The 13,097-nt window shown below is 53.1% G+C and carries 16 protein-coding genes; 11 read left to right on the plus strand and 5 right to left on the minus strand.

What is annotated here, in order from left to right; all coding sequences use genetic code 11:
• Window positions 1-24: 24 nt before the first annotated feature.
• Window positions 25-951 carry a Rieske 2Fe-2S domain-containing protein gene (locus ACO6S1_RS11160; protein ID WP_422342776.1) on the minus strand — a complete coding sequence of 309 codons (927 nt, stop codon included), beginning with the start codon at window positions 949-951 and terminating at the stop codon, window positions 25-27.
• A 75-nt stretch (window positions 952-1,026) separates the two neighbouring features.
• On the opposite strand from ACO6S1_RS11160, the gene ACO6S1_RS11165 reads away from it, so the two are divergent.
• Window positions 1,027-1,713, plus strand: coding sequence for a TetR/AcrR family transcriptional regulator (locus ACO6S1_RS11165; RefSeq protein WP_422342777.1), 687 nt, complete (start codon window positions 1,027-1,029; stop codon window positions 1,711-1,713).
• On the opposite strand, the gene ACO6S1_RS11170 is transcribed toward ACO6S1_RS11165, so the two are convergent.
• The 4 genes from ACO6S1_RS11170 to ACO6S1_RS11185 are packed head-to-tail and all read right to left on the minus strand — an operon-like array spanning window position 1,696 to window position 4,723.
• Window positions 1,696-2,733, minus strand: coding sequence for an LLM class flavin-dependent oxidoreductase (locus ACO6S1_RS11170; RefSeq protein WP_422342778.1), 1,038 nt, complete (start codon window positions 2,731-2,733; stop codon window positions 1,696-1,698). The genes ACO6S1_RS11165 and ACO6S1_RS11170 overlap by 18 nt on opposite strands.
• Window positions 2,733-3,116, minus strand: coding sequence for a limonene-1,2-epoxide hydrolase family protein (locus ACO6S1_RS11175; protein ID WP_422342779.1), 384 nt, complete (start codon window positions 3,114-3,116; stop codon window positions 2,733-2,735). Before ACO6S1_RS11175 ends, ACO6S1_RS11170 begins: the two co-directional genes overlap by 1 nt.
• Window positions 3,116-3,433 carry a 2Fe-2S iron-sulfur cluster-binding protein gene (locus ACO6S1_RS11180; RefSeq protein ID WP_422342780.1) on the minus strand — a complete coding sequence of 106 codons (318 nt, stop codon included), beginning with the start codon at window positions 3,431-3,433 and terminating at the stop codon, window positions 3,116-3,118. The genes ACO6S1_RS11175 and ACO6S1_RS11180 overlap by 1 nt, the downstream gene beginning before the upstream one ends.
• 18 nt (window positions 3,434-3,451) lie before the next feature.
• Window positions 3,452-4,723, minus strand: a complete 1,272-nt coding sequence (locus tag ACO6S1_RS11185; protein ID WP_422342781.1) for a sulfotransferase family protein — start codon at window positions 4,721-4,723, stop codon at window positions 3,452-3,454.
• Between the two features lie 135 nt (window positions 4,724-4,858).
• Here ACO6S1_RS11185 and ACO6S1_RS11190 point away from each other — a divergent pair, with 135 nt between their 5' ends.
• From ACO6S1_RS11190 to ACO6S1_RS11235, 10 genes are read left to right on the plus strand one after another with little or no spacing between them, the layout of a single operon-like run.
• Window positions 4,859-5,632: an SDR family oxidoreductase gene (locus ACO6S1_RS11190; RefSeq protein WP_422342782.1), complete on the plus strand. Its 774-nt coding sequence runs from the start codon at window positions 4,859-4,861 to the stop codon at window positions 5,630-5,632.
• An 11-nt stretch (window positions 5,633-5,643) separates the two neighbouring features.
• A complete protein-coding gene (locus ACO6S1_RS11195; protein WP_422342783.1) occupies window positions 5,644-6,147 on the plus strand; it encodes a VOC family protein in 504 nt (167 codons plus the stop codon).
• Window positions 6,148-6,912 carry a tyrosine-protein phosphatase gene (locus ACO6S1_RS11200; RefSeq protein WP_422342784.1) on the plus strand — a complete coding sequence of 255 codons (765 nt, stop codon included), beginning with the start codon at window positions 6,148-6,150 and terminating at the stop codon, window positions 6,910-6,912.
• Between the two features lie 26 nt (window positions 6,913-6,938).
• A complete protein-coding gene (locus ACO6S1_RS11205; RefSeq protein ID WP_422342785.1) occupies window positions 6,939-7,802 on the plus strand; it encodes an NAD(P)-dependent oxidoreductase in 864 nt (287 codons plus the stop codon).
• Between the two features lie 33 nt (window positions 7,803-7,835).
• Entirely contained in the window at window positions 7,836-8,222 is a 387-nt protein-coding gene (locus tag ACO6S1_RS11210) for a carboxymuconolactone decarboxylase family protein (protein WP_422342786.1), read from the plus strand.
• Window positions 8,223-8,225: 3 nt separating this feature from the next.
• Window positions 8,226-9,065: an SDR family NAD(P)-dependent oxidoreductase gene (locus ACO6S1_RS11215; RefSeq protein WP_422342787.1), complete on the plus strand. Its 840-nt coding sequence runs from the start codon at window positions 8,226-8,228 to the stop codon at window positions 9,063-9,065.
• A 4-nt stretch (window positions 9,066-9,069) separates the two neighbouring features.
• Window positions 9,070-9,873 carry an SDR family NAD(P)-dependent oxidoreductase gene (locus ACO6S1_RS11220; RefSeq protein ID WP_422342788.1) on the plus strand — a complete coding sequence of 268 codons (804 nt, stop codon included), beginning with the start codon at window positions 9,070-9,072 and terminating at the stop codon, window positions 9,871-9,873.
• Window positions 9,874-9,876: 3 nt separating this feature from the next.
• Window positions 9,877-11,061, plus strand: a complete 1,185-nt coding sequence (locus ACO6S1_RS11225; RefSeq protein ID WP_422342789.1) for a sulfotransferase family protein — start codon at window positions 9,877-9,879, stop codon at window positions 11,059-11,061.
• On the plus strand, window positions 11,058-11,834 hold the full coding sequence (locus ACO6S1_RS11230) for an SDR family NAD(P)-dependent oxidoreductase (RefSeq protein WP_422342790.1): 777 nt from the start codon (window positions 11,058-11,060) through the stop codon (window positions 11,832-11,834). Before ACO6S1_RS11225 ends, ACO6S1_RS11230 begins: the two co-directional genes overlap by 4 nt.
• Window positions 11,831-13,084 carry a hypothetical protein gene (locus tag ACO6S1_RS11235; protein WP_422342791.1) on the plus strand — a complete coding sequence of 418 codons (1,254 nt, stop codon included), beginning with the start codon at window positions 11,831-11,833 and terminating at the stop codon, window positions 13,082-13,084. Before ACO6S1_RS11230 ends, ACO6S1_RS11235 begins: the two co-directional genes overlap by 4 nt.
• Window positions 13,085-13,097 lie beyond the last annotated feature (13 nt).

The following is a 13,097-nucleotide window of genomic DNA, read 5'->3' on the forward strand; positions in this document are numbered from 1 at the left end:
TCCTCTAATCTTCCTGCGCCGCTGTCAGGCAGCGGCTTGTGCGGCGGAATCGCTGCGACTGGCTATTTCTTCGCGCAGATCGGAAGCGTGAATGGATGCTGAAGGTTTTAAAACGCGCAGTGACTCGCCATCAATATGCGAAAGCACATTGAACGGCGCCCTCAGTCCCATAGCTTTGGCCATCAATCCCGGGCGCTTGCGTTCCAATTTTGCGCGCCATTGGACTTGTGTCACCCCGCGGGCACCGGGAACAGGTGCCAGCGTTGCGCGCAGCAACGGGTTGAACTGATCGTCGCGCAGCAACAATTCGGACTCGCCCGACGCTGGATCGGCCGATATTTTGAGCGTGATCGGGAAGTCGGAAGAAAATGGCGCGGGCCAGTGCGGCGACGCCCATTGACAAGATCGTTCAAGAACAAGACGCCCGTCCCGCTCTGAAAGCTCCGCCATCAAATAGGGTGAAAAACGAACGCCGCGAATATTGATTAGCAAGCCCGGATCGTCAAACAAAGTGTCGACATAATGTTGATGGTCCAACGCGACAGTTTCGCGGCCTGATAGCGGCAATTTTTCGCTTAAGGGAGCTGGATTTTCCGCTTTCGGATTTAGACATACGCGAACGAAACCCCCGCTTTCCGCGACGCCAAAGGGCTTTGCCTTATACACGGGAGGAAATTTCTGTGTCGATTTTAGGTTTGGAATATCCTTCAGATGACCGGTTTCGCCATCATAGGTCCAGCCATGGTAGCCGCATTGGATCATGCCGTTGCCCAATATACAGCCCAGCGAAAGTGGTGCACGGCGGTGCGGACAGCGGTCTTCCAACGCCCGAACAGCGCCGTTTGCATCGCGCCACAGTACAACAGGCTGGTCGCCGATATCGGCGTTGACCGGCTTGTCTTTGTGAATGTCTTCAGAGCGGGCAACTGCCCACCAGATTTGATCTGTCATTTGCGACTCATACTTTCATCAGTCTGCATTGACAATTAAATTGACAGATGACAATTTAATTGTCAATTGACTTTCATGGCAACCTACGGAGCATTGGCAGCAAATATTCCAAATAAAGAACGCAAACGGGGACGTCCCAAAGCGTCTACAAGGGATTCTGTCGACGAGGCGGATCTGCTGAAGACCGCTTTTTCTATGTTCGCCACGTTGGGTTATGAAGCGTCAACTATGCGGGCGATGGCGCGCGAGTTAGGCGTCAGTCACAATCTGCTCAACGTCCGTTTTGGGCGTAAGTCGGAACTGTGGAAGGCTGCGGTTAACTGGCGTTTGGCTGCCGCGGCGCGCGATGTTGAGCCCGCATTTACGACGCAGGGAAGCGCGCAAGAGCGGTTACGGGATCTGGTGAAGCGTTTTTGCCGTTGGGCAATCATCAACTCCGATATTGTCGCGCTTAGCCAACAAGAGGGGCGGCGGCAAAGCTGGCGTCTCGACTATATCACGAACCAGTTTACTCTGCCTTTTCAGAAACGGCTTCAGGCTCTGATGGCCGATGTTTCACAGGAGAAGAAACTGACGCCGATTAGTTCCAGCGCCCTTCTAGCTCTACTTGTCCACGGTGTCGGCTCCTACTTTGCGCTCGGTCCAATGCACGACAGATTGTTGTCCGATCCGTTTACCGAAGACGAACCGGGTAGTCAGAAAGAGGCGCAGGCCGATGCCATGGCTGAATTCTTGCTGGCCGGATTATTTGCCCGTAACTGAAGGATAGAATAAATCGGCAATGCGCTGCCTGTAAATGGCTGCCTTGTCTGGCTCTAATCCAAATTGTGGAACCACCGGCGTAATGGAATTGGCATATTGCGCGCGTTCTGCCACTTTTTCGCGCACTTCATCGGCCGGACCAACGATAGTGATCGTAGAAATCATTTCGTCCGGACAGGCTTTTGTCATCGCTTCATAATCCTGCACGGCAAAGGCGGCCTGAATTTCCCTAGCCTGTCCGCCAAAGCCGATTGCATCAAAATAGCGCAAATATTGTGGCGATTGGGTGTAAAAGGCGATGTTGGCGCGCGCATCGGCTATCGCTTCAGCACGGTCATCATTGATGACCGTGAAGATCATCAAATTCACGTCGATTTCGCTGCGCTCGCGCCCCGCCTTGTCCAGGCCTGCTTGAACATGCGTCGTCACTTTGCTTTGCAGCCAGTCTGTCGTCCACAACGGATGGCCGAGCAACCCGTCAGCTATCGCGCCTGCCTGCTCGCAAGCTTTTTCAAATATAGCAGGTAGAAAAATGGGAACGGATGAGCGCCGGGCAGGCCGGATCAAGCGAAAATGAGAAAGATCGAGTGTATGATATTCACCTTCAAGCTTTTGTAACTCGCCGCTATGTCCATTTTCGATCACTGCGCGCACTTGCGCCACCACTTCGCGCATGTGGGCCAGCGGCTTGCCATATTCCATGCCAAAGCTGCCCTCAATTTGCGACTTTGCACTGGAGCCCAGTCCAAGAACTACTCTCCCGTCGCTGATATGATCTAGATCAATAGCACTACATGCCGTTTCAAGCGGGCTCCGAGTAAAGGCGAGTGCGATGCCGCTGCCCAATTTGATCTTTTTGGTAACCGTAGCCGCTGCAGCCAATGTGGTGAAGGGCGCACCGAAAATCTGCGGTGCCCAGACACCTTCTACGCCTGCCGCCTCGAATTTTTGAACCAGAGGCACCAATTCTTTCGCAGGTAGAACGGGTAGTTCTGCCCAAACTTGTTTGCCTTCAAACATCAGCCGAAGCCTTTAGCGGTGTCAAAATAGTCGCGCCAGGCGATTATTTGTGCCCCGTCCATTTCAAATACACCCATCAATTTTATCGACACAATCTGTTTTCCGTCTTTGTCGTAAAAATTGTCTGTGCGTTCTGTGAGCACGACATTTCCATTGGCTGAAGCGTGATGCACGATTACTTCGCCACTTTCGATTGGCAGAGTTTGCGCAAAACCGTCCATGAACGATTTGGCTTCAGCAAATCCGGTTGTTTTGGACAATCCAATATTTTCCCAGACGGTTTCGGCAGTAAATCGCCTTTCCATCGAGGCGAGCATATCACCCAGAGTCGGCTTCCACTCGTCAAAAAAAGAAAGGACTTCGCCTAGCGCATCGCTCATCATCAATCCTCGTCAGCAATTGTCAATGTGATTCCTTCGAGATCACCGGTAACTTCAATCTGACAGGATAAACGCGAATGTTCATCGCGATGATCCGAACTATCGAGCAGATCATTTTCGTCGTCGGTCATTTCAGGAAGCTTGCCGGAATAGGCCGGGTCGATATGAACGTGGCAGGTCGCACAGGAACAGCAACCGCCGCACAACGCGAGCAGTTCGTCAAAGCCCTCGTCACGGATAACTTCCATCAAGGATATACCCTCATTGGCTTCTACCGTCTTGCTGCTGCCCGAACGGTCAATCACATGTATTTTTGGCATTAAGGTCTCCGTAGTTACTTATTTGATTTCTTGTTCGACCGGGAATCGATCGAAATAGAATTTGAAATGCTGGCGAATATCTTCCGCACTGATGTCGAAGTCGCGTTCAAGATCGAATATGACCCGTCCCTTTACGCCCGGATCATTATCCGAATGATATTTGTGCAGCTTGGTCAACACCTTGGCATCTAGCGGCATGCTTGCCTTTGAATAAATTTCTTTCAAAATCAGATCGGGGTCCTTGATCCACTGATGGAAAAAAACATCAACGGTTTGCGCTGCGGGGAGGCAGCCATGATCCTGAACGCAGCGCTGCAACAGTGTTTTGTAACGGTCAATCCAATATTTTTTGGGTTCTTCGGGGTCGCTCTTTGTGCGCAGAATTCGGGAAGCATATAGCCACATAGATAATGTCGAACGGATCGATCCTACCGGATCGCGGTGGGTGATGACGTAGGTTGCATCAGGGAAAGTTTTCCGCAAGACTGGTAGCTGCTCCATATGCTGCGGACATTTTATAACCCAGCGATTAGGACCATTCAGAAATGTGAGAACCTGCAGCCCCTTTTTAAGATAGGCATAAGTGCCGGACTGATCATGGCTGAGATAATAGTCTCGCCATTTTGGGACCAAGGCCATCCATTCGATTAGGTAGGAGGAGAAATCCAGGGCCTGGAGCTCGATATCCTCACTGATATGATCTGGTGAGAATTCATGCATATATTTGAATAGCGGCATCAACGCGTCCTGCTGTTCCCATCCGGTTTGCGCGCGGGACCAGCGCGGATTGGGATTGTCCGCCGTTGGAGCATCGGCTTCAGTTGGTACAGGTGCTGTTGCCTCCCACCAGGGTAGCGACCGCCAGCGATTGTCTGCCGAAAGGAGGCCGAGCAAATGAGTGGTCCCTGACCGGGGCGGACCGGCAACAATGATTGGTCGGTCAATCTCTATGTCAAGGATTTCAGGGTGGCGATTACAAATATCTTCAACCCTCAACCGGTCGCAGGCATAGCGCAGGAACATTGACCACAATGCAGCATGGCTGACCGGTGAAAGAAATTTGTCGTCTTTCACGCATTGGCACCACAGGTCCAGGCGTTCGACGAAATCCATTTTCCCAAAATCCGACAGTCCGGTCTGATCCTGTGCAGCTTGCATGATTGCTTTCGCGGAAAAATCAAAACTTGCCCTCGCGGCGGCGTCTAGTGCTGTTTTTTGTGCCTCGCTCAGCACGGGGTTACGCATGTCGAGTATTTCGAATACTCTGCCTTTCCGCTTATGGCCTGTCATTTGCTGATCCCTTTATTCCTCTATCGCTACAACAGCAGATGATTGAACGTTGCCCTACCGAAAGATATGCGCCTGCGTGCAACAAACCGGCTAGTTCGGCTGATGAGATAAAATGTAAAGAGGGTGCAAGCCGCAGTGGCGCAAAATCTATTTGACCTTACTGGAAAAGTGGCGCTGGTGACCGGAGCCAATTCGGGATTAGGATTTGGATTTGCCGAAGGTCTGGCACGCGCTGGCAGCGATATCATTCTCTGGGGACGCCGCGCCGAGGCCAACGAACGGGCTGCGGAAAAACTAAGGCCAATGGGCGTGAAAGTGCGCTGTGATACCATCGATGTTACTGATGAAGAGGCAATCGTTTCCGGCGTTGATGCAGCGCTGAAGGATATGGGGAAGATCGATACAGTTATAGCCAATGCAGGGATTGCCTCTCAAACGCCATTCATCGAAATGGATTCCGGCACCTACCATCATTTGATCAATGTCAATCAGCACGGGGCGGTATTCACGGCGCGCGAAGTCGCCAAACATATGGTTGATCAGGGAAATGGCGGTTCCATCATTTTTTGCGGCAGCGGATCGATTTTTCAGGGCGTGCCAACGATGACCCATTATGGCGCTGCCAAAGGGGCTTTGGCAGCGCTGGCCAAAGGCATTGCCGTCGAGCTTGGCCCACACGCTATCCGGTGCAATGTTATCGCGCCCGGCTTTATCATTACCGAAATGACTATGGCGGACGCCGAAACAGGCAAGATGATTGCAGACGCTGTTGCGGCGAAAGCCCCGCTTGGCCGTGCAGGTATGCCCGACGATCTATGGGGAGCCGCCGTCTATCTGGCTAGCGATCTGTCTCGATATCATACCGGAGATACTTTGATCATCGACGGCGGCAAGATCATTAGCAACTAGGAGGAAAGACCATGTTTCCGAGTCAAAATGCCAGGCATAGCCAAGTGGCTTATGTCACGACCGACATGGATCAGGCACTCTCGATCTGGCGGGATGAGTATGATGTTCCTTCCTTTCATGTGTTTACCAATGACGCGCCGGGACTGGAAGCTAGTCATCCCTATCGATTGAAAATAGCTCTCGCCAATGTCGGTGGAACAGAGATTGAACTGATTGAGCCGCTAGACGGGAATGCGATGTATAGTGATCCACTGCCGGATGATGATAGCTTTGCAATTCGATTTCACCATGTCTGTATGCGGATCGAAGGCAGGCTCGCCGATTTTGAAGCTCATCTGGCATCAATTGATCCAGCGAAACATGCAGTGGTTTATACCGGCGGCATGGCGGATGTCATGCGTTACGCTTATACCGATGAGCGAGCGAGCTTGGGTCACTATGTTGAGCATATCTGGTTCGATTCCAAGTTTTATGAGCAGATGTCTGCAGCCATTCCGGTTTATCCGGCCTGTTGAATGTCCGAACCAGTCACCAGCCTGAACTTTCGAGACCTCGGCGGCATTGCTGCCGAAACAGGGAAGATCAGGTCAGGCCTACTTTTTCGTAGTGAAGGTCCCCGAAATTTTTGCGACCGACATTTTGAGGAACTAAGAAATTTTGGAATTCACTCCATCATAGATCTCCGGTCAGTCGATGAACGCAAGGAAATTCCCCACGCCTGGCACAGTCCGGAATGCACATTGCTTGAACTGGAAGTTGATGCTGACCTTAGAGTATTTGGTGATGAAGGCCGCGAGCGACTTCAACGCGGATCCGACCCAGCTATTGCAGTTGATACGATGAAGGAGACTTATCGTTCTATCCCAGGATCACTGACAAGACACTGGGCCCGCATCACGGGTGTGATGTCCGGCGGATCAATGCCGATGCTGATAAATTGTACAGCCGGAAAAGACCGTACCGGAGTGGCAATCGCGCTACTTTTGGAATTGGTAGGCGTACCAAGACATGAAATCATGAAGGATTACTTGCGCTCGAACGTTTTTGGTCAAAACATGCACCGGACAGACACTGTCCGAGACGGCTTCATGACGAGTTATGGGTTTGTCCCAAGTGATGGTCAAATTGAAGCGCTGATCGGCGTGCAATCAGATTATCTGCAATCTGCATGGAGTGAAGTTGACAAGCGATGGGGCGGTCTGGATTCCTATTTTGACGATGCAGGTATTGGTCCGAACCTGCGCAATGAAATTCTTGGTATGCTCGTTGAAAGATATTGATTTGAATTATTGAAAGGATAGTTGTGATGAATTCAGGTGGAGTTATTGGACTGGGCGGAATTGGTGGAGGTGTTGCCCAATGCCTTGAGCGATCGGGTCAGTTGGCGGCGATCTATGATGTACGAGCCGAAGCAGCGGATAACGTGCCTGGAGCACCCGCAATGTCCGCAACGCCCCGTGAATTGGCAGCAGCATCTGATTGTGTGCTGATTGCGGTTCTTAACGGCGATCAAACGATCGCGGTTCTGGACGGACCGGATGGTGTCCTCGCGGCAAACAAGTCTGGTCAGACCGTTATTCTTCTATCGACAATCTCCATGACCGATCTTGCCGCCGCGCAAAAGCATTGCGCCGCGGCTGGTGTTACGCTCATCGATTGCGGTGTTACCAATGGCCCAAAATCAGGGGAAAATGGGCTAATTTGCATGGCTGGCGGTAGCGACGAAGAATTGGCAGCTGCCAAACCCATTTTCGATGGATTTGCCGGTTCGGTTATTCACATGGGCGGGCCTGGTTCTGGAATGGCCGCCAAGATAGCGCGCAACACTACTTATTTCGGATGCATGCGCGCAGGTTATGAAGGCGCAGTAATTGCGCGCAACTATGGTGTGGAACTTGAACAGTTACGCGAGGCGCTGTCGGGTGATCCAAATGCTGGCGGCGGCCTTGAAGGCGCGCTTGCGATGATGGTGCGTCCGGACCCGGAGGGAAATGAGCAGGAGACAGGTATCCGGCAATATTTCATGGGTCTGATGGTGAAGGACCTGGAGGTCGCCATAGAAGAGGCGGCCAAATTTGGTGCGCGCCTGCCAATGGTGGAGCTGATCCGCGATAACGCGCTTTCAACATCGGGTCTGGAACATCCTAACGGCCAACCGCTGGAATCCTGAATCTACAACGCAAATTTTAATGGAGAGAATTTAATGAGTGAGAAAAATTGGGAAAAAGGCCTTGAGGTGTTTGATAAAGTCTATGGCCCCGGTTCATCCGAAATGGTCAAGCCCTTTGAGAGCTCTCCTTTCAATCAGGAGATTGTTGGCAATCAATTTGCCAATATGTGGGGGAATGAAGCTTTTTCCATCCGCGATAAAAGGCTGATGGTACTGGGGGCAACGGCGATGCTGGGACGGCAGGATTTGGTCGAAATCCAGATGACCGGTGCGCTGGTCAACGAAGAGTTTACCGAAGAACAACTGGAACAAATTCCGCTGTTTCTGCTTTTCTATGCAGGTGCAGGAAACACCACCGCGATTTTCCGCGGGATTGAGGCGGCCAAGGCGCGCGTCGCGGAAATGAAGAAGACGGACTAAGTCATGCGTAAACTTGCTCAATTGCCGCTCGATACAGCCGCCTTTGCCGCCAAATATGGCCCATGGGCTGTTATTGCCGGGGCATCGGAAGGCACGGGCGAATGCTATGCACAGGAATTGGCGGGGATGGGGATAAACCTCGTCCTCGTCTCCCGCCGGGCAGATGCTTTGCAAGTTTTGGGTGAAAAGTTGAAGGACGAATTTGGCATTGAATATCGCGCCGTCGCCCAAGACTTGACTGAAGGCGGCGCAGGCACGAAAATAGTGGAGGCGGCATCTGATCTGGATGTGGGTCTTTATATTTCAAACGCCGGTGCAGATGGATTTCATGGCTTTTTTGAGGATGATGTCTCGTCTGCACACCGTCTGGTAGCAATGAATATCTCGACTTTGATTGATGCCGCCAATGGCTTTGGCCGCAAATTTCTGGGGCGCGGGGAAGGCGCTGCGGGTCGCGGCGGGGTGATCGTCATGGCCTCGGGCGCTGGCCTTGGCGGGCAGCCCAATCTGGCTATGTATTCGGCCACTAAAGCCTTTGAAATCAACCTGGCTGAAAGCCTGTGGGCCGAATATAATGAACGCGGAATTGATGTGATTGCTGTGTGCGCGCCATTGATGGACACGCCCACACTGCGCCGCACTGTGCCAGAGGGCTTTGATTTGTCGCAAGCTTGCGATCCATCACATGTGACGCATAATGCGCTTGCAGGCTTGCAGGCCGGCGAGCCGCTTCAAATTATTCCCGACGGGCCTGATCAAGATTTACAGCCTGCCGTGGAGGCTGCGCGCAAGGCGCGGCTGGTCGGCTTTGTGGAATTTAACAAGCAATTTACCGGGGGATAACGACATGAAGCGTTTGGACGGCAAGGTAGCCATCGTTACTGGCGGGGGTGGCGGGATTGGCGCTGGTGTCGTCGAGCGGCTGATTTCCGAGGGCGCGAAAGTTACCGTTGCTGATATTTCTGCCGAAAGCGCACAAAAGGTTGCCGATGGGCATGGCGATGCCGCGTTGGCGGTGCAGTTTGACGCGGCGGACGAGGCGTCGGTTAAGGCGATGGTCGATGCCACGGTCGCACGTTTTGGCCGGCTCGACATATTGCACAATAATGCCGCGATGACCGACCCGGCCAAGCATCAGGCAGATACGACCGCCACGGACATTCCGCTCTATGTTTGGGACGAGACAATGGATGTGAATGTGAAGGGATATTTGCTGGGATGCCGTTTTGCCATTCCGCATTTGATTGAAAGCGGTGGTGGCTCGATTATCCATACCGCCTCAAATAGCGGTGTTGCGGGCGATTTGGCGCGTATCGCCTATGGCACGTCGAAAGGCGCGATTATTGCGCTCAGCAAATATATCGCCACCCAATATGGCAAGCAAAATATCCGCAGCAATACCGTGGCCCCCGGGGTAATTATGACAGAAGCATTGCGCGCAACCACGGGCGATCTGCCCGAAATCATCAAGCGCCATATTTTAACGCCCGAATTTGGCGAGCCTGCCGATGTGGGCGCGCTTGTCGCCTTTTTGGCTGCAGATGAGAGTAAATATATTACCGGTGAAACCATCTCCATTTCCGGCGGCGGCTTGGTCCATCAGCCACATTATGCCGATTTGATGGAATATATGGAAAAGGCGATGGGATGATAGATGACTGAAAAGCTGACGAATAAGGGCCTGGAATCCTCCGCGCGTGAAGCAACCGGTCTTTCGGATTTCGGACCAGATTCCGGTTGGCGAGAGGGCTTCGAGCGCCTGGTTGCAGCCGTGGAAGCGATGAGCCCCAATGAGCAGCTGCGCCATTTGGCAACCCAAAATATTGTCGGTCAGCTTGCCACGCGATTGCATTTTGTAGAGGATGATAAAAATCATCCCGATATAGCGCAGCAGGAAATAGGCGATCCGCTGATCGTTATCGGCCTGCCGCGCACTGGCACGACGATCAGCTATGATCTGCTCTGCCTTGATCCCCAGGCGCGGGCACCGCGTGAATGGGAATGGTATATTCCGTGGCCGCCGACAGACGAGGCCACTTTTGATAGTGATCCGCGCATTGCCCAAGTGACAGCGCTCTATGACAATTGGCTGGAACATGCGCCGCAATTGCTGGACATTCAGCGTTTCGATTGTACGCAGCCTGGCGAGTGTAATCATGGCATGCAATATCATTTTGCCAGCACAAATTTTGCTGCCGAGCTGGGTGTTCCGGATTATGCCGAATGGCTGCGACATAGCAACGCGCCGGGGCAATATGTCTCGCATAAACGCATGTTGCAAAATTTTCAGTGGAAGGGACCAAAAGGCAGATGGACTCTTAAATCACCGCAGCATCTATTTGATTTACCTGCTTTGTTGGAGGCATACCCTGGTGCCATGCTGGTCTGGACGCACCGCGATCCCGCGCTGACATTTTCATCATTATCCAGCTTTATTGCCGGTTTTCTGGCGGCGTTTGGAGGGGATAAGGATAAGGCCGCGATAGGCCGCGATGTGATTGAAACCTGGGTGGCTGCCATGAATCGCGGGCTGGCCGCAAGGGCCGATGCCGCGATTGAGGACCGCATTATCGATCTGGCGCATAAGGATGTAGTGGCGGATCCCAAAGGGGCAATTAGCCGGATTTATGACAAATTTGGATTGCATTTTTCAGAAGAGCATAAAGCACGCATTGACCGGTTTTTGACCGAAAACCCCGCTGCCAAACGGATGGGCAAGCATAAGCATAGTCCGGAAGAATATAGCATCGACATTGGTGAAGTGCATGAGCGAATGGCCGATTATTATGATCGTTTCGGTGACCTTCTCGGCCCGCCGAAAACCGGAGCAAAGCCATGAGTGTGTTAGACCGTTTCCGCCTTGATGACCGCACGGCTATATTGACTGGTGTTGGCCCCGGCGTGGGCGAACATGTGGCCAAAGCTTATGCAGAGCTGGGCGCGAATGTTGTGATTTCCGCTCGCTCGCAAGACAGGCTGGACCGGATTGCAGCAGAGATAAATGCGCTGAATGGCGGCCGCGCTCTGGCGGTTGCAGCCGATGCAGGCGAAAAGGCTGATTTGGAAAATCTGGTGGCGAAGGCGCGCGAGGCATTTGGGCCGATACATATTGTCTTTAACAATGCCGCTGCGGGCGTGGTCTATGCCCATGATGGCGGCCTGTGGGCCAATACGGACGAGGTCTGGAAAACCGCAATGGATGTCAATGTTCTGGCGACATGGCGGCTGACCGAACTGACCAGCGCCGATATGGAGGTGCATGGCAAGGGCGTGGTAATTTCCGTACAAAGCTGCGGCGGCTTTACCCCGATACCGCCTGCTGTGGCTTATGGCGTTAGCAAGGCGGCCTTGGCCTTCCTCACCCGCTCACTGGCAAAGGCGCTGGCCCCGCATACACGCGTCAATGCGCTTTGTGTCGGATCGATGAGTCCTGATGGACAGGAAGCAGAAATCCACAAAGGCTTGGGGCTAGCCGAACGCAATGCGATTAGGCGTTTTGGCGCAGCGGATGAGGCCGTGGGCGCGGCAATATTGCTGGCGAGCGAGGCATCGAGCTATACGACCGGCAGCACCGTCTTTGTCGAAGGTGGACGGGTCGGCACCATATCATGAGCAATCCGCTATATACTGCCGATCAGGAGGCCGCCGAGAAACTTGCGCTGCGCCTCATTGAGCGAGCGGATATACGCGCGGCGCGGGAACAGGCGCGAACGGGCATGTTGGAGGATCCGGCTGCAAAAACGCTGCACGGCAATTTGGCGCTCGATAATGCGCTGGACCAATGGGTATTGGCGCTGGCGATGCGCGAGGCAAACGGCGATACCGCCGATCCCAAAGTGATTTGGAATGTTTCCAATCCGCCGCGTCATTGGTTTGGCCATGTCTATCATGGTGCGGCCGTGGCGGTGGACAATCCCGATAATTTCAACCGCGAAATCCCGGTTGATGGCGATGGCCATTATGAGATTGACCTGCGTTTTTCAAATAACCCGCCGCAATTTAGTGTAGTGATAGAAATGGAGCCAGCGCATCATGCTGGACTGGGCCATAATATTGGTGCGCTGACATTGCAGGATTTGCTGCCCCATGCGGATGGCGATGGCCGGGTCATAGTGACGGTTGGCCCCGAAGATGGCGGGCCATTGCATTTGAAATCGCAAAGCGGGCGTATCCAGATTTATACCCGTGACAGTCAGGCCGATTGGGATCAATTGCCCGCGGAGGTGAATGTCCGCCGTCTTGATCCGCCAGCGGATTGGAAAGCGCGCAGCGAAGACGAAATCGCAGCGACTGTCATCGAGGATATGCCCGCTTGGGTGCGGTTCTGGCGCGGGTTTAAGGATGATTTTCTTGGCTTTCCCGAACCGAACAAATTGGTCGGCCCCAATGGGCGTGATGGCAATTGGGGCTATCTTGCCGGTGGGCGTTTCCAACTTGCAGATGATGAGGCGCTGCTGCTCACTCTTGACCCGGTGGGCAGCTATTATACCGGATTTCAAATTGTCGACCCCTGGACAATCGCGCCCGACCCAATGTTGCGTCCGGCCAGCCTGAACAAAGGGCAGGTAGCGCCCAATGAAGATGGCACGGTGACTTATGCGATTGCTTTGTCTGATCCGGGCGTGACCAATTGGATTGATACATGCGGTCTGCATGAAGGCTGGATGCTAACGCGTTGGCAAGGCGTACCGGACAATCCCCCAAAAGATCAGATGATCCGCGATGTGCAGCTAGTGAGATTAACCGATATCCCCTCTGATGTTCCCCATGTCGATATCACTGTTCGCGCCGCCCAAGTTGCGAAACGGGTTTTGGCTTTTTCCCGGCGCACAAGCAAGGAAGGATGGGAAGATGCAGCCTGATGGTTCAATTTTA

It is taken from the genome of Parasphingorhabdus sp. (assembly GCF_965233695.1).
Lineage (GTDB): Bacteria > Pseudomonadota > Alphaproteobacteria > Sphingomonadales > Sphingomonadaceae > Parasphingorhabdus.